We start from the raw sequence: 13,836 nt of genomic DNA on the forward strand, positions 1-13,836 counted from the left end.
TTCGTTACTAAATGCTTGTACCGACAACTCTACATCATTTACTTGTAGCTGCAACCATTGTGACCAGAGGAATACTTTTCACCTACCAGTGGTTGGTTTTATGTGAACGCATGAAGTTCAGCAGTTTTTCGAATGTCTACAGATAACGGATAGGAAGTACTCGTCCTGGCCAGGTTCGACAACAACAAGGTAGCGATCGTCACCGGCGGCGGAAGCGGCATCGGCGCTGAGATTTCGCGGGAGCTCGCCGCGGAGGGCGCCTCGGTGGTGGTCACCGATATCAAGCTCGAGGCCGCGCAGACCGTCGTCGACGAGATCATCGCCGCCGGCGGAACCGCCGCCGCTTTCGCGCAGAACACCGCGAAGTGGGAAGACTCCGAAGCGGCCGTCGGATTCGCCCAGGAGACCTTCGGCGCCCTGCACCTGGCCGTGAACAACGCCGGCATCGGTGCCGCGCCGCAGATGATCGGCGACTACGACATCGCCGCCTGGGACCGCGTTCGCGCGGTGGACCTCGACGGCGTCTTCTACGGACTCAAGTTCCAGCTGCCCGCGATCGTCGCCGGCGGCGGCGGCGCCGTGGTGAACATGGCCTCGGTTCTCGGCTCGGTCGGCATCGCCCAGAACGCCGCGTATGTCACCAGCAAGCACGCCCTGATCGGACTCACCAAGGTCGCCGCACTCGAGTACACCGCCCTCGGCGTGCGCACCAACGCCGTCGGCCCCGGCTTCATCGACACGCCCCTCGTGCGCTCCAGCCTCTCCCCCGAGGCCCTCACTGCCCTCGAGGGCCAGCACGCCTCGCGCCGGCTCGGCACCGACAAGGAGGTCGCCGCACTCACCCTGTTCCTGCTGAGCGACGCCGCCTCGTTCATCTCCGGCAGCTACCACCTCGTCGACGGCGGCTACTCCGCCCAGTAGTCCCGTCCCCGCACCGGGGCAAACTCGGTCGTCACACCGCGCGGCGGAGGATCAGGTTCATCATCACCTGGGACATGACGAGGGCGCCGGCCTGGTCGACGACCTCGATGCGGGTGTGCACGAGTCCACGGTCGGGCTTGGACGCCGAGACGCGTGCAGACACCACCGTGAACCGGGCCGAGAGGATGTCGCCGGCCCGCACCGGACGATGCCACCGGAGGGTGTCCACTCCCGGCGAGCCCAGGCTCGTGCGTTCGTTGAGGTAGTTGTCCACCATCATCCGCATCATCACGGCTGTCGTGTGCCAGCCACTGGCGATCAGAGAGCCGAATGGCCCGGCGAGCGCGGCGACCGGATCCACGTGCATGGCGTGCGGGTCGAACGCGGCGGCGAACTCGACGATGCTCGCCTCACTGACCGGCACGCCCCCGCATTCCACGACGAGACCGGGCACGTAGTCCTCGAAGTAGCGGTCGGCCAGGGGCACGGCGAAGAAATCATCCATAGGGATGCCACTGTACGCACCCGGATGCGCCGTGCCGTTCACAGCGACAGCGGCCACGCCGGGCAGGGCCGCGAGCAGCTGGTCGTACAGTAAATAGTCACCCGAAATACCGAAAGGCACGTATGAACGAGCAACCTGCTCCCTATGGCAGCGCTGTGGCTGCCCCGGCCGGCCGCAAGCGGGTGCGCATCCACCATCTGCAGGAGATGAAGGAGCGCGGCCAGAAGTGGGCGATGCTCACGGCGTACGACATGTACACCGCGGCCACGTTCGACGAGGCCGGGATCCCGGTGCTGCTGGTGGGCGATTCGGCGTCGAACAACGTGTTCGCCAACCAGACCTCGTTGCCGGTCACCGTGGACGAGCTGATCCCGCTAGCCCGCGCGGTCACCCGCTCCGCCGAACACGCCCTCGTCATTGCCGACCTGCCGTTCGGGTCCTACCAGGCGTCCGCCGAGCAGTGCTTCCACACCGCGGTGCGGTTCATGAAGGAGGCCGATGTGCACGCCGTGAAACTCGAGGGCGGCGTGGAGATGGTGCCGCAGGTGGAGCTGCTGGCGCGCTCCGGCATCCCCGTGATGGCGCATATCGGATTCACCCCGCAATCGGAGCACAGTCTGGGCGGCTACCGTATCCAGGGCAAGGGCACGGATGCCCTGCGGATGCTCGAAGCGGCGCTGGCCTTGGAGGCAGCGGGTGCGTTCGCCGTGCTGATGGAGATGGTGCCGGGAGACGTGGCCGCCGACATCACCGCGGCGCTCAGCATCCCCACCGTGGGCATCGGCGCCGGCAACGGCTGCGACGCCCAGGTGCTGGTCTGGCAGGACATGGTGGGCCTTCGCACCGGGCGGCTGCCCCGCTTTGTGAAGCAGTACGCGGACATGCACTCGATGCTGCTCACTGCCGCGCAGGACTACGCCGCGGACGTGACGGCCGGCACGTTCCCCGGGCCGGAGCACACCTTCTAAGCGGCACCCTCTGTCACCAACGGCGTAGCGGCAGTTGTCGCCTCTGGACCGGCCACCGCCGGATCCATCGCTGCCGGCCCCGCTCCCGCCAGAACTGAGCGGTTTCGGGAGGTGCGCATCAGTCGTGCGATGCTGGTTTCCGGCTGCGCCGGCGCCGGTGTCGCCTGTTGCGGAGCGGGCGGGGCGCTCGGCGCCGGGTCGACTGTGTCCGCGAGCGCTTCCCGGACGATTCGGCGCGGATCGTACTGGCGCGGGTCGAGCCGTTTCCACTCGTCGATGTCGAAGTCGTCGCCGAGTTCCTGCTTGACCCGAGCCTTGGCCACCTCCGAGCGGCCACGCAGGGACCGTACGAATTCGGCCAACCGCCCGGCGTAGAGAGGCAGACGATCGGGCCCGATGACGAACACCGCGATCAGGGCGACGACGAGCAGTTTTTCGAAGCTGAGGCCCAGCATGGGCGGTCTCCTTTTCGGTCGGGGCAGGTCGGGGGCGGTTACGGTCAGGGGCGGATCAGGCGGTCACAGACTCGCGGGAGGCCGTGGTGAGCAGCGCGACGCCCCGGTCGACACGTTTGTCGTGCAGCACGGCAATCCCCGCCGCGGCGCAGAACAGGGCGCACATGGGCACCGCGAGCAGGAACATCGACATGATGTCGGCCGCGGGGGTGGCGAGGGCGCAGAACACCACGATCGCCACCAGAACCACCCGCCAGCCCCGCACGATCGTCATACCCGGCAGCACGCCGATGAAGTTGAGCAGCACCACAAAGACCGGCAGCACGAAGGCCACCCCCACCGCGATCACCAACTTCATGACGAAGTCGAAGTAGTAAGACGCCTCGAGGATGGTGCTGTCCTCGGTGGATGCGAAACTGGCCAGCAGCTCGACGACATGCGGGAACAGCGTGAAGCCCGCGACGCATCCGGCCAGGAACAGCGGCACCGCCGAGAGCAGAAACCCGAAGGTGTACTTCTTCTCCCGGCGGGTGAGCGCCGGCACGAAGAACGCGAACAGCTGGTACAGCCAGACCGGACTGGAGAGCACGACGCCGGCGTAGAGCGCGATCTTCATCTTGAGCTCGAAGGCGCCGCTCACGCTGCCGTAGTTGAGAGTGGCGTTGCGCGAGTCGGCCAACGCCACGATCGGGGCCCGCAGCACGTCGAGGATGACATCGGCGAAGATGTAGCCGACGACCACCGCCACGGCCACCCCGATGGACGCACGGAAGATCCGCTTGCGGGCTTCGATCAGGTGACCCGCCAGGGGCATCAGGCCGGGCTCGGTCGACGGTGTCTTGAGTGCGCCCATCGTGATCAGCGCCCGTCGACGGTGGTGACCGGCTGCGGAGCGGACTGCTCGTCGGCCGGAGCGTCGGCCGGAGCGTCGGCGACCCGCGACTCGCGGATCTCGGTCTTGAAGATCTTCATCGACTGCCCGACGCTCTTGGCCAGCACAGGCAGCTTCGCTGCACCGAAGAGCAGCAGGATGACGACGAGGATGATGATGGCGTGCCATCCGGTGAGGTTCTGGAGTATGCCCATGGTCTCGGTTCCTTATCTGTGTGGTGTCGGGTTACTGGGTGGGTGCGTCGGCGGGCGGGGTGCCACCGTCGGTGGGCGGCGTGCCGCCACCACCACTAGGCGGGGTGCCACCCTCGCCACCGCCGTCACCCCCTGCGGGCGACGAGCCGGCCGTCGGGGTGGTGCTGGTGTCGACGCGGGCCGTGAGGGTCACGACGTAGCCGGAGCCGAGATCGCCGGTCGCGGTCGCCAACTGCAGCACGCCGCCGTCGTCGCCGAAGACGTTGTCGTTGTCGAGCGTCACCTGCGACAGGTTGGCGGTGGAGCCCTCGTAACCGGCCAGTTCGTACACGCCGGTGCTGATGTCCTCCGGCAGCGCCGCCTGGGAGGTGGAGATGGCGTTGGCGGCATCCGTGATCGAGTCGACGTCGGGGTAGACCTCGAAGTGGATGTGCGGCCAGCGACCGGTGTAACAGGCCGGGAAGATCGAGGTGAACGTGACCTTGCCCTCGCTGTCGGCAACCTGCACACCGCGCAGGTAGGTTTCATCCTCGATGCCTTCGGAGTACATCGAGTAGAGGCCGGCCGCGTCACAGTGCCACGCGTACACAGCGACATCCGCGAAGGGCGCGTCGTCGTCGTTCATGTCGAGCACAGTGAGGGTGAACGTCATGGGCACACCCTCCGCGGTCAGCCCGCCGCCGATGCTCGAGCGGATGTCGCTGCGAACGATGCCGGACTCTTCGAGCACGTTCGCCCCGTTGGAACCATCGCCCGGGTAGGGGCCGGCCGTCTCGTCGGGGATCTCGCCCGTAGATGTGGTGCTGGTGTCGGTCGATGCGGCCGTTGAGCTCGAGCTGCTACCCGATGCGTCAGTGGAGCAGGCGGCGAGTGCGACAGCGCCAGCGCCGACTCCGACCAGGCTGAGCACGCCACGGCGGCTGATCAGTGTGCGAATGTCGAAGGCTACGCCTTGGTCGACGACCTCCTCGTCGGCGCGGTCGAGTAGGCGGCCCTCGTAGGCGGGGCCGTCTGGGGTGGACTCGGGTTCAGGGATGCGGCTCATGGCTGCCTCTCGAATAGGTGTCTGTCGTTCCGGTAGTGGACCCATCTTGTGGGGGCTCTCCGGCGATCTGCTTGGCATTCCCTATGACTCCCCCATGAACCGTCAGGGCACGTGCCGAGAAGGTGTCAGTGCGCCGCGTTCCGCCTGGCGGACCTGTGTTCCGCTGTATCATTTTTAGTGCTACGGTCAATCTGAAACGATTCAACTACGGATCGTCGAGCAGTTTCGATCATGACCGCACGTCCCTCAACGGAGAGGTCCGGTCCCTCGCCATTGGCGCCGAAGGAGATCTGTACATGACTACAACATTGCCCGGGGAGATCCGTCCCGAAGCCGGTATCGGCAAACGCGACCCGAAGAAGGCCGCCATGAGCGGCTGGATCGGAAGCGCTCTGGAGTACTACGACTTCGCTCTGTATTCACAGGCTGCGGCTCTCGTGTTCCCCACCGTCTTCTTCCCGTCCGGGAACGCGACGGTCGCCATCATCGCCTCGCTGGCGACCTATGCGGTGGGCTACGTCTCCCGCCCGATCGGCGCCATCGTTTTGGGCGCATGGGGTGACAGGCACGGCCGCAAGAACGTGCTCACCTTCGCCATGTTGCTGATGGGCTGTGCCACGTTCCTCGTCGGTCTGCTGCCGACGTTCGGCCAGGTCGGCGTGCTCGCGCCCCTTCTGCTGGTGCTGCTCCGCCTGATCCAGGGCTTCGCCGTCGCCGGCGAGCTGGGCGGGGCCAGCGCGATGATCGTCGAGCATTCGCCCGACTCCCGACGCGGCTTCTTCGCCAGCTTCAGCCTCCAGGGCACCCAGTTCGGCTCGATCCTCGCCACCGGCCTGATGCTTCCGCTGGCCGCGATTCTCAGCGACGAGCAGTTCCACACCTGGGGCTGGCGCATTCCGTTCCTGCTCAGTGCCCTCGTCATCCTCGCCGGGTGGGTCATCCGTCGCCGGGTGCAGGAGCCCCCGGTCTTCCTCGCCCAGAGCGACGCCCTCACGACCAAGCGCAAGCTGCCGGTTGTCGAGCTCGTGCAGACCCACCTCTGGGTTCTGGTGCGTTGCATCCTGATGACCCTCACCAACGTGATCGGCATGGCGACCCTCATCTTCGGTGTGGCCTACGCCACCCAGGAGGGATACGGCAACGGTTTCTCCGCGAGTGAGTTCCTCTGGGTCACGCTCGTGGCCAACATCGTCGCGATCGTCACCATCCCGATCTTCGGCGCTCTCTCCGACAAGATCGGCCGGCGCACCCTCATGCTGATCGGTGGACTCGGCGGCGGCCTGCTCGCAGGGGTCTATCTCTGGGCGATCGACCTGGGCAGCCTGCCCCTGGTCTTCGTGTGCGTCGTCGTCGTTCAGGGCATCTTCTTCCAGATGTGGAACGCGACCTTCGCCACCTTCTACCAGGAGCAGTTCCCGATGCGGATGCGCGTGACCGGCTTCGCGGTCGCGCAAAACGTCGGCCTCATGATCGCGGCGTTCTTCCCGAGCATCTTCACCGCGATCGCCCCTCCCGGCACCGCGAACATCCCACTCGTGATCGGCTCGCTGGCGTTCGGCATCTGCCTCGTCGCTGCGGTGGCGGCGTTCCTGTCCGACGAGACTAGGGGTACCTCGCTCGAGGACATCGAGACCAAGTCGATCAGGCTCCCGTAAGCATCCCAACCAGCACGAATCCCACACGCACAACGAACGGATACCCCATGGCCACGACGCCACAGAAGACCTGGCCGGTGAAGCACAGCGCGCTGCTGCGGGCGCCCGAGCGGCTCATCAGCCGCGACGGAATCGATGAGCTGGTTCACCGGCTCACCGACAACCTGGTCAACATCACCGACGAGACCGGCGAGTTCCTGCTCCGGCTCGACGACGGCAGGGTGATCGACACCAAGGGCTGGGCGGGCTGGGAGTGGACGCACGGGATCGGCCTGTACGGAATCTGGCAGTACTACGAGCAGACCGGGGAGCCGGCGATGTCTGCCATCGTCGACTCCTGGTTCGCCGCGCGACTGGCCGAGGGCACCACGAAGAACGTCAACACGATGTCGCCCATGCTGACTCTGGCCTACCGGTATGAGGAGACGGGCGACCGCACCCTGCTGCCGTGGCTGGACGCATGGGCCGAGTGGGCGATGCGGTCGATGCCGCGCACCCCGCACGGCGGCATGCAGCACATCACCCTGGCCGAGGAGAACCACCACCAGCTGTGGGACGACACCCTCATGATGACGGTCCTGCCGCTGGCGAAGATCGGTGTGCTGCTGAATCGTCCGGAGTACGTCGAGGAGGCGAAGTTCCAGTTCCTCACCCACGTCGCCTACCTGATGGACCGCGAGACGGGACTCTGGTTCCACGGCTGGTCGTTCGACGGCGAGCAGAACTTCGCCAGGGCGCGCTGGGCACGGGGCAACTCGTGGCTGACCATGGTGATCCCCGACTTCATCGAGTTGCTGGACCTGCGGGAGTCCGACCCCGTGCGCCGGTTCCTGCTCGAGGTCCTGGATGCCCAGGTCGCCGCCCTTGCCGCCCTGCAGGACGACTCCGGGTTGTGGCACACCCTGCTCGACGATCCGTCGTCGTACCTCGAGGCATCCGCGACCGCCGGTTTCGCCTACGGGATCCTCAAGGCCGTGCGCAAGGGCTACCTCGACGCGGGGTACGCCCCGGTGGCCGAGAAGGCGATCCAGGCCATCATCGCCAATGTCTCCGACGACGGCGAACTGCTGCAGGTTTCCTTCGGCACCGGCATGGGATCGACCCTCGACTTCTACCGGGAGATCCCCTGCACGTCGATGCCGTACGGGCAGGCCATGGCCATCCTGTGCCTGGCGGAGTACCGCCGCACCTATTACTGAAGCCAGCACCTACTGAATACAGCACCGAAGGAACACACATGAGACTCGTCAGCGTTGATACCGACGGCACAGAACAACCCGGCGCCGTGGTGGCCGCACCGGACGGCACGGACAGGCTCCTGGACCTGGCCGGGATCGCGGGTGGCCTCAGTCTCGCCCAACTCCTGGCCGACGACACGGCACTCGCCGCTGCCCGCCTCGCGGTGTCCGGGGCCGACGCCGCCACCCTCCCCCGCCTGGACGATGTGCGGCTCGCACCGCCGGTGCGACCCCGCACCATCCTGTGCCTGGGCTACAACTACCGGGGGCACATCGAAGGCCACAACGAAGGGCTCGTCGAGGGCGACCAGGGTGGGGATGCGGCACCGTACCCGAACGTCTTCATCAAGACCGCCAACACCATCGGAGGTCCGAACGATCCGGTGGTGATGCCTGCGGCTGCGACCGACGTGGACTATGAGGGCGAGATCGCCGTTGTGATCGGCCGCACGGCGCGCAACGTCGCTGAGGCGGACGCGATGGCGTTCGTGGCCGGGTACACCCTGTTCAACGACGTGTCCGATCGCGGGTGGCAGAACCGGTCGAGCCAGTGGGCCCTGGGCAAGAGCGTCGACGGCTTCGGCCCGCTCGGCCCCTGGATCGTGACCACCGATGAGCTGCCGAACCTGGGCGGCCTGCAGATGGAGGTCGAGCGCGGCGGCGTGGTGACGGTGCGCGCCAGCACCGACGCGATGGTCTACGGCGTGGCGTTCCTGGTGCACTACCTGTCCCAGGTCATCACCCTGCAGCCCGGCGACATCATCTCGACAGGCACCCCCGCCCGGTCGGTGCAGGAGCAATCCGTTCACCTGCCGCTCGCCGACGGCGAGACCGTGACCATCCGCGTCACCGGGCTCGGCGAACTCACGACCACGTTCGTGCGGACAGACGAACGCTGATCAGGTGGTGAACGCCTCGACGCCGAGCACCTTCAGCAGGTCGAGGCGGCTGGCGTCGTCCGAGCCGGGAGCGGCGGTGTACATCACCACGTGCACGTCGCTGCCGGGCGCGTTCAAAACGTCGCAGTCCAGGGTGAGCGCGCCCACGCGCGGGTGATCGATGGTCTTTCGGTTCGACTCGTGCCTGGCCGGCCGGGCGGCGCTCCAGCGGGCGGAGAAATCGGCACTGTGGCTGATCAAATCGGCGACCAGGGCGTGCAGATTGGTGTCGGTCGGATGCTCGATCGCTGCGATCCGCAGATCGGCCACGAGAGTGTCCCGAAAGGAGTCCCGCTCGGCGTCGGTCTTCACGACCCGGCTGAAGTCACCGGTGAAATCCCGCCAGATGAGGTTGCGGTCCCGCCCGGTGAGGGCGGCCGGGTCACCGAGCAGGGCCGCCCAGTGGTTGTTCCAGCTGAGCAACCACCAGTCGGCACTGAACACCGCCACCGGCGCATCCGTCGTGCGCAGCAGCAGCCGTTCGACGCCCGCCGGAATGAGATGGGAGATCGCCCCCACCGGCGCGGCCAGACCGGCCGCCTGATGGAACACAGCGGCGTCATCGTCGCTCAGGCGCAGCGCCCGGGCCAGCGCCGCAACGACCTGCGCCGACGGGTGCACGGTGCGGCCCTGTTCGAGGCGGATGACGTAGTCCACCGACAGCCCGGCCAGGGCGGCGAGCTCCTCGCGCCGAAGCCCCGTAGTGCGGCGGGAGCCGCCGAAGAGACCCACGGCGGCCGGGGACGTGTGGTCGCGCCAGGTGCGCAACAGCGCCCCGAACTCGCGTCGGTTCTCGGTCATCGTTCCAGTATCGTCTGCCCGCCGCGCCCCTGGGTGGTACTGGGCGTCCTACCGACCGGGCGTATCTTCCGCCCCGATCAGGGCCCGGCGAGAGTGAATGGCATGACTACTCTCACTTTGATCACCGGGGCCAACAAGAGCCTCGGCTACGAAACCGCCCGCCGCCTGCTCGGCGAGGGACACACGGTGCTGCTCGGCGCCCGCGACGCCCAGCGCGGCCAGGCAGCGGCCGACGAACTCGGCGCTATCTTTGTGCGGCTCGATGTGACGAGCGACGCGAGCGTCGATGCCGCTGCCGCCTGGGTGCGGGACACCTACGGACACCTGGACGTGCTGGTGAACAACGCCGGCATCCTCGGCCCGCTCGGGCCACTGGCCGAGATGACCGCGGCGGACGTGGCCGTGGGCCTGGAGACCAACGTGCTCGGCGTGGCGAGGATGACCCGCGCCTTCGCTCCCCTGCTGGCCCTGGCCGAGAACCCGCGCATCGTGAACGTGAGCAGCGGCGTCGGCTCGTTCGCCCGCAACGAGGAGTCCGGCACCGACGAGGCGAGCGTTCCGCCGTCGATCTACTCGGTCACCAAGGCGGCCCTCACCATGCTCACCTACCAGTACGCGCGGGCCCTGCCGGGCATGCGGGTGAACGCGGCCGACCCCGGCTACACCGGCACCGCGTTCAACAACTTTTCCGGTCACCAGAGTGTCGAAGAGGGCACGGATGCCATCGTGCGGCTGGCGACGCTGGCTGCCGACGGTCCCACCGGCACCTTCCAGAGCCGCCACGGCATCGTGCCCTGGTAACAACCCTCCTTTCTAGACTGGATGGCATGACCACACACGCGCTCTCATTCGGCCAGGCCGTCGGCGACTACGAGCGCGGGCGGCCGAGCTACCCGGCCGAAGCGGTCGACTGGATGCTGCAGCGTGCGGGATCCGTGGTCGACGTGGTCGACGTGGGAGCGGGAACCGGCAAGTTCACCGCCTCCCTCGTCGCCCACGGCCTCGGCGTGACCGCGGTCGAACCCGACCCCGCGATGCGGGCCAGGCTGGTGACGAATCACCCCGCGGTCACCGCGCTGGCCGGCACGGCCGAGGTGATGCCGGTGGCCGATGCGAGTGCCGACCTGATCACCTTCGCGCAGTCCTGGCACTGGGTCGACGTGCCCGCTGCCTCGGCCGAGGTCGCGCGAGTGCTGCGGCCGGGCGGCGCGCTCGCCCTGGTCTGGAACATCCGCGACCCGGAAGTCGAGTGGGTGGAGCGGCTCGGCGAGGTGATGGGGTCGTCCAAGGCCGAGCAGTACAGCAGCCACGAACCTCTCGTCGCCGCGCCGCTCACCATCCACGACTACGCCGAGTTCCTCTGGGAGAACCCGATGACTCGCGAGGAGCTGATCGCGATGGTCACCTCGCGCAGCTACGTGATCACCATGCCGGCGCCCGACCGAGAGGCGCTGCTCGTGCGGCTGGGCGACCTGCTCGACACCCACCCCGACCTCGCCGGCCGCACCCACTACAGGATGCCGTACCGCACGCGGGTGACCATCGCGCGGCCCTAGCCGGGCAGCTCGGCCACCCGCTCCGCGGCGGGCTCAACGGCGGGCTCGACGCTCTCGCGTCGCGGCGAGGCTGGCAGCAGGAAGGCGAGCAGCAGCGGAACGGCACTCAGGGCGAGGACCCACCAGAAGGTCGCATTGAAGGCTCCGAGCGCCGCGCTCGCGCTGGCGGCGCCGGCGAGGTTGTTCTGCAGCACCACGGCGATCACCGTGACACCGAATGGCGCGCCGACCTGCTTCACCACGTTGAACGCGGCGCTGCCCCGTGGCGTCTCGGCGTGGCTCAGGCTGGCGAAGGCCAGAGTCATCACGGGTAGCGATACCGCTGCCATGCCGAAGCCCTGGAAGAACTGGCCGGCGAGGAGGAGGACGTCTCCCCCGCTCGCCCCGGCGAGAGCGAACGGCAACGTACCGGCCATGGTCAGGAGCACTCCACCCGCGATGATGAACCGGGTGTCGACGCGTCCGCTGAGCCGGCGGTTCACCAGGATGAAGCACATGGTGCCAAGCCCCTGCGGAATCAGCAGGAACCCGGTGGTGAAGACCGAATCACCGCGCACCTGCTGGTAGAACAGCGGCAACAGGAACATCAGGGCGTAGATCGAGAAGCCGCTCACGAACGTCATCACGCTGCCGATGCCGAAGCTGCGTCGGGCGAACACGCGCACATCGATGAGGGCGGGGCGGGTGGCCCGCAACGACCTGAAGGTGAAGGCGGCGAGGAGGACGAGTCCGAGTGCCATCGGCAGCCAGACCTCCGTCGCGGCGAAGCCATCGACGCCGGCTGCCTGGCTGAGGCCGTAGGCGAGGGCGACGACGCCGGGGGTGAGCAGGACGAACCCGAGCGCGTCGAGGGCGTGGGCACGCGCCTTCTCGCCCGCAGGAAGGAAGAGCGGGGCGAGCACCAGCGCGACGAGGCAGATCGGGACGTTCACGAAGAACAGCCAGTGCCAGCCCACGGACTCGATGATGGTGCCGCCAACGATCGGTCCGAGGATCGGGCCCAGCTGCCCGACGAGCCCGATGGTCGCGATGGCGCGGCCGATCCGGTCCCGGCCGGCGGCGCGGGTGAGGATCGTGAGGGTGACGGGCAACACCATGCCGCCGCCGATGCCCTGCAGCACCCGGAAGCCGATCAGCGTCTGGAGATCCCAGGCCAGCCCGCAGAGCAGCGACCCGACCATGAAGACGGTCAGCGCGAACATCCACACCCGGCGGGTGCCGAACCTCTCTGATGCCCAGCCGGACACGGGGATCACCGCGACGTAGGCCAGGAGGTACGCGGTCACGACCCACTGGGTGTCTGCGACGGTGGTGTGGAAGACGGTGTGCAGATTGTCGAGCGCGATGTTGACGATCGTGGTGTCGAGAATCGTGGTGATGACGCCGAGCACGAGGACAAGGCTGATGAGATTCAGCCGCCGCGCACTGACTGGCGCGGGAGGGGTGAGAGTTGACATGGCAGCGACACTACACCGTGCAGTGTAGTTAAGTACACCGGGGAGTAAGATTGTCTTCTGGGCAGTCGGGAAGACTGCGGTCGGGAGAACTGATGACGACAGCCGTGGTGGTCAAGACCGTTCGCGAGGGTTCGGCGCGGAAGCGCGCGGCCATCCTTGCCGCGGCGCGCTCGCTTTTCCTCTCCGACGGCTTCGACCGCACGAGCATGGATGCAATCGCCTCGGCGGCTGCGGTATCAAAGCGCACCGTCTACGACTACTACGGGGACAAGCGCACCCTGCTGCTCGCGGTCGTCGAACAGGCGCTGCAGGCTCTCGGGATGGCCGTATCAGGCGCGATCGACGAGCACCTCACCGATGTCACCGACGTCGAGACGGCCCTGATCGGATTCGCCGACAGCATCACGGCGACGGCGATCGGCTCGGCCGACTACAGCGCGCTGATGCGGCTGCTGTCCACCGAGTCGGACAACCTGCCGGAGATGCGCGACAAGCACTGGGACAGCGTCGAACCGGAGGAGGCCGTCGCCGAGCGATTCGTCGAACTCGACCGACAAGGCCTGCTCACCACCCCGGATCCGCGGTTAGCCGCCGACCACTTCGTGGCGCTGGCGTTGTCGCGTTCGGTGTACGCGCTCGGGCGGCAGGACGTGCGGCCACCGGCCGAGACACGGAAGATCATCGTCGACGGCGTGCAGGCCTTCCTTCGCGCGTATGGAGCAACACCCGGGGTGCGCCGTGACTGACTCAGGTTCGCCGGGAGGTCAGGCCGGGCAGGTCAGGCCGGGCTGGTCAGCTGGATCAGGTTGCCGCAGGTGTCGTCGATGGTGGCGACCACCACCGGCCCCATCGGGGTGGCCGGCTGGGTGATGGTCACACCTTTGGCCTCGAGCTCGCGCACGGTGGCCGCCACGTCGTCGACGGCGAACGACGTGGCCGGGATGCCGTCCGCGACCAGCGCTCGTTTGAAGGCCTGCGCCGCCGGGTGCTGGTCGGGCTCAAGCAGCAGCTCGGTGCCGTCAGGTTCCCCCGGCCCCACCACGGTGAGCCACCGGTACGCACCGAGGGGCACATCGTTCTTCGGCACGAAGCCGAGCTTGTCGGTGTAGAAGGCCAGGGCCTTCGCCTGGTCGTCAACGAAGATGCTGGTGAGGTTGATGCGGATCGGCATGGTGTGCTCCCTCAGGGTGTCGGGCCATCGGTCTCCCCTG

General features: G+C 67.5%; 16 protein-coding genes. 8 read left to right on the forward strand and 8 right to left on the reverse strand.

The features are described 5' to 3' along the window. Positions 1–165 precede the first annotated feature (165 nt). Positions 166–921 (forward strand): SDR family oxidoreductase, encoded by a 756-nt coding sequence (locus tag BJQ94_RS17915; RefSeq protein WP_265397803.1) that lies wholly within the window; start codon positions 166–168, stop codon positions 919–921. 31 nt (positions 922–952) lie between these two features. On the opposite strand, the gene BJQ94_RS17920 is transcribed toward BJQ94_RS17915, so the two are convergent. Then, a complete protein-coding gene (locus BJQ94_RS17920) occupies positions 953–1,546 on the reverse strand; it encodes a MaoC family dehydratase (protein ID WP_265397780.1) in 594 nt (197 codons plus the stop codon). A gap of 2 nt (positions 1,547–1,548) precedes the next feature. Between BJQ94_RS17920 and panB the strand changes: the two genes are divergently transcribed. Continuing rightward, positions 1,549–2,394, forward strand: coding sequence for a 3-methyl-2-oxobutanoate hydroxymethyltransferase (gene panB, locus BJQ94_RS17925; RefSeq protein WP_265397781.1), 846 nt, complete (start codon positions 1,549–1,551; stop codon positions 2,392–2,394). Here the strand turns inward: panB and BJQ94_RS17930 are convergent. Genes BJQ94_RS17930 through BJQ94_RS17945 form a run of 4 tightly spaced genes read right to left on the reverse strand, consistent with a single transcriptional unit; the run spans position 2,391 to position 4,980 of the window. Further along, positions 2,391–2,849: a Sec-independent protein translocase TatB gene (locus BJQ94_RS17930; protein WP_265397782.1), complete on the reverse strand. Its 459-nt coding sequence runs from the start codon at positions 2,847–2,849 to the stop codon at positions 2,391–2,393. The genes panB and BJQ94_RS17930 overlap by 4 nt on opposite strands. A gap of 55 nt (positions 2,850–2,904) precedes the next feature. Next, a complete protein-coding gene (gene tatC / locus BJQ94_RS17935; protein ID WP_345893458.1) occupies positions 2,905–3,702 on the reverse strand; it encodes a twin-arginine translocase subunit TatC in 798 nt (265 codons plus the stop codon). 5 nt (positions 3,703–3,707) lie between these two features. Then, entirely contained in the window at positions 3,708–3,929 is a 222-nt protein-coding gene (tatA, locus tag BJQ94_RS17940; protein WP_265397805.1) for a twin-arginine translocase TatA/TatE family subunit, read from the reverse strand. Between the two features lie 37 nt (positions 3,930–3,966). After that, positions 3,967–4,980 carry an intradiol ring-cleavage dioxygenase gene (locus BJQ94_RS17945; protein ID WP_265397783.1) on the reverse strand — a complete coding sequence of 338 codons (1,014 nt, stop codon included), beginning with the start codon at positions 4,978–4,980 and terminating at the stop codon, positions 3,967–3,969. A gap of 296 nt (positions 4,981–5,276) precedes the next feature. On the opposite strand from BJQ94_RS17945, the gene BJQ94_RS17950 reads away from it, so the two are divergent. Genes BJQ94_RS17950 through BJQ94_RS17960 form a run of 3 tightly spaced genes read left to right on the forward strand, consistent with a single transcriptional unit; the run spans position 5,277 to position 8,772 of the window. Further along, complete coding sequence (locus BJQ94_RS17950; protein WP_265397784.1) at positions 5,277–6,635, forward strand: MFS transporter; 1,359 nt, start codon at positions 5,277–5,279, stop codon at positions 6,633–6,635. A gap of 47 nt (positions 6,636–6,682) precedes the next feature. Further along, entirely contained in the window at positions 6,683–7,834 is a 1,152-nt protein-coding gene (locus BJQ94_RS17955) for a glycoside hydrolase family 88 protein (RefSeq protein ID WP_265397785.1), read from the forward strand. Positions 7,835–7,872: 38 nt separating this feature from the next. Further along, entirely contained in the window at positions 7,873–8,772 is a 900-nt protein-coding gene (locus tag BJQ94_RS17960; protein WP_265397786.1) for a fumarylacetoacetate hydrolase family protein, read from the forward strand. Here the strand turns inward: BJQ94_RS17960 and BJQ94_RS17965 are convergent, their stop codons facing one another. Further along, positions 8,773–9,612: a helix-turn-helix transcriptional regulator gene (locus BJQ94_RS17965; RefSeq protein WP_265397787.1), complete on the reverse strand. Its 840-nt coding sequence runs from the start codon at positions 9,610–9,612 to the stop codon at positions 8,773–8,775. It lies immediately after the preceding gene. Between the two features lie 102 nt (positions 9,613–9,714). Here BJQ94_RS17965 and BJQ94_RS17970 point away from each other — a divergent pair, with 102 nt between their 5' ends. Then, entirely contained in the window at positions 9,715–10,413 is a 699-nt protein-coding gene (locus BJQ94_RS17970) for an SDR family NAD(P)-dependent oxidoreductase (protein ID WP_265397788.1), read from the forward strand. A gap of 26 nt (positions 10,414–10,439) precedes the next feature. Continuing rightward, entirely contained in the window at positions 10,440–11,168 is a 729-nt protein-coding gene (locus BJQ94_RS17975; RefSeq protein ID WP_265397789.1) for a class I SAM-dependent methyltransferase, read from the forward strand. Here the strand turns inward: BJQ94_RS17975 and BJQ94_RS17980 are convergent. Further along, positions 11,165–12,625: a DHA2 family efflux MFS transporter permease subunit gene (locus BJQ94_RS17980; RefSeq protein WP_265397790.1), complete on the reverse strand. Its 1,461-nt coding sequence runs from the start codon at positions 12,623–12,625 to the stop codon at positions 11,165–11,167. The genes BJQ94_RS17975 and BJQ94_RS17980 overlap by 4 nt on opposite strands. Positions 12,626–12,717: 92 nt before the next feature. Here BJQ94_RS17980 and BJQ94_RS17985 point away from each other — a divergent pair, with 92 nt between their 5' ends. After that, positions 12,718–13,371: a TetR/AcrR family transcriptional regulator gene (locus BJQ94_RS17985; RefSeq protein WP_265397791.1), complete on the forward strand. Its 654-nt coding sequence runs from the start codon at positions 12,718–12,720 to the stop codon at positions 13,369–13,371. A 32-nt stretch (positions 13,372–13,403) separates the two neighbouring features. On the opposite strand, the gene BJQ94_RS17990 is transcribed toward BJQ94_RS17985, so the two are convergent. Beyond that, positions 13,404–13,796: a VOC family protein gene (locus BJQ94_RS17990; protein WP_275875524.1), complete on the reverse strand. Its 393-nt coding sequence runs from the start codon at positions 13,794–13,796 to the stop codon at positions 13,404–13,406. Positions 13,797–13,836: the final 40 nt, after the last annotated feature.

It is taken from the genome of Cryobacterium sp. SO2 (assembly GCF_026151165.2).
Lineage (GTDB): Bacteria > Actinomycetota > Actinomycetes > Actinomycetales > Microbacteriaceae > Cryobacterium.

Excerpts from the sequence above, each read along its gene's own strand:
- panB (WP_265397781.1), top strand. The coding sequence starts at position 1,549 with ATGAACGAGCAACCTGCTCCCTATGGCAGCGCTGTGGCTGCCCCGGCC.
- BJQ94_RS17930 (WP_265397782.1), bottom strand. The coding sequence starts at position 2,849 with ATGCTGGGCCTCAGCTTCGAAAAACTGCTCGTCGTCGCCCTGATCGCG.
- tatC (WP_345893458.1), bottom strand. The coding sequence starts at position 3,702 with ATGGGCGCACTCAAGACACCGTCGACCGAGCCCGGCCTGATGCCCCTG.
- BJQ94_RS17945 (WP_265397783.1), bottom strand. The coding sequence starts at position 4,980 with ATGAGCCGCATCCCTGAACCCGAGTCCACCCCAGACGGCCCCGCCTAC.
- BJQ94_RS17950 (WP_265397784.1), top strand. The coding sequence starts at position 5,277 with ATGACTACAACATTGCCCGGGGAGATCCGTCCCGAAGCCGGTATCGGC.
- BJQ94_RS17955 (WP_265397785.1), top strand. The coding sequence starts at position 6,683 with ATGGCCACGACGCCACAGAAGACCTGGCCGGTGAAGCACAGCGCGCTG.
- BJQ94_RS17960 (WP_265397786.1), top strand. The coding sequence starts at position 7,873 with ATGAGACTCGTCAGCGTTGATACCGACGGCACAGAACAACCCGGCGCC.
- BJQ94_RS17965 (WP_265397787.1), bottom strand. The coding sequence starts at position 9,612 with ATGACCGAGAACCGACGCGAGTTCGGGGCGCTGTTGCGCACCTGGCGC.
- BJQ94_RS17970 (WP_265397788.1), top strand. The coding sequence starts at position 9,715 with ATGACTACTCTCACTTTGATCACCGGGGCCAACAAGAGCCTCGGCTAC.
- BJQ94_RS17975 (WP_265397789.1), top strand. The coding sequence starts at position 10,440 with ATGACCACACACGCGCTCTCATTCGGCCAGGCCGTCGGCGACTACGAG.
- BJQ94_RS17980 (WP_265397790.1), bottom strand. The coding sequence starts at position 12,625 with ATGTCAACTCTCACCCCTCCCGCGCCAGTCAGTGCGCGGCGGCTGAAT.
- BJQ94_RS17985 (WP_265397791.1), top strand. The coding sequence starts at position 12,718 with ATGACGACAGCCGTGGTGGTCAAGACCGTTCGCGAGGGTTCGGCGCGG.
- BJQ94_RS17990 (WP_275875524.1), bottom strand. The coding sequence starts at position 13,796 with ATGCCGATCCGCATCAACCTCACCAGCATCTTCGTTGACGACCAGGCG.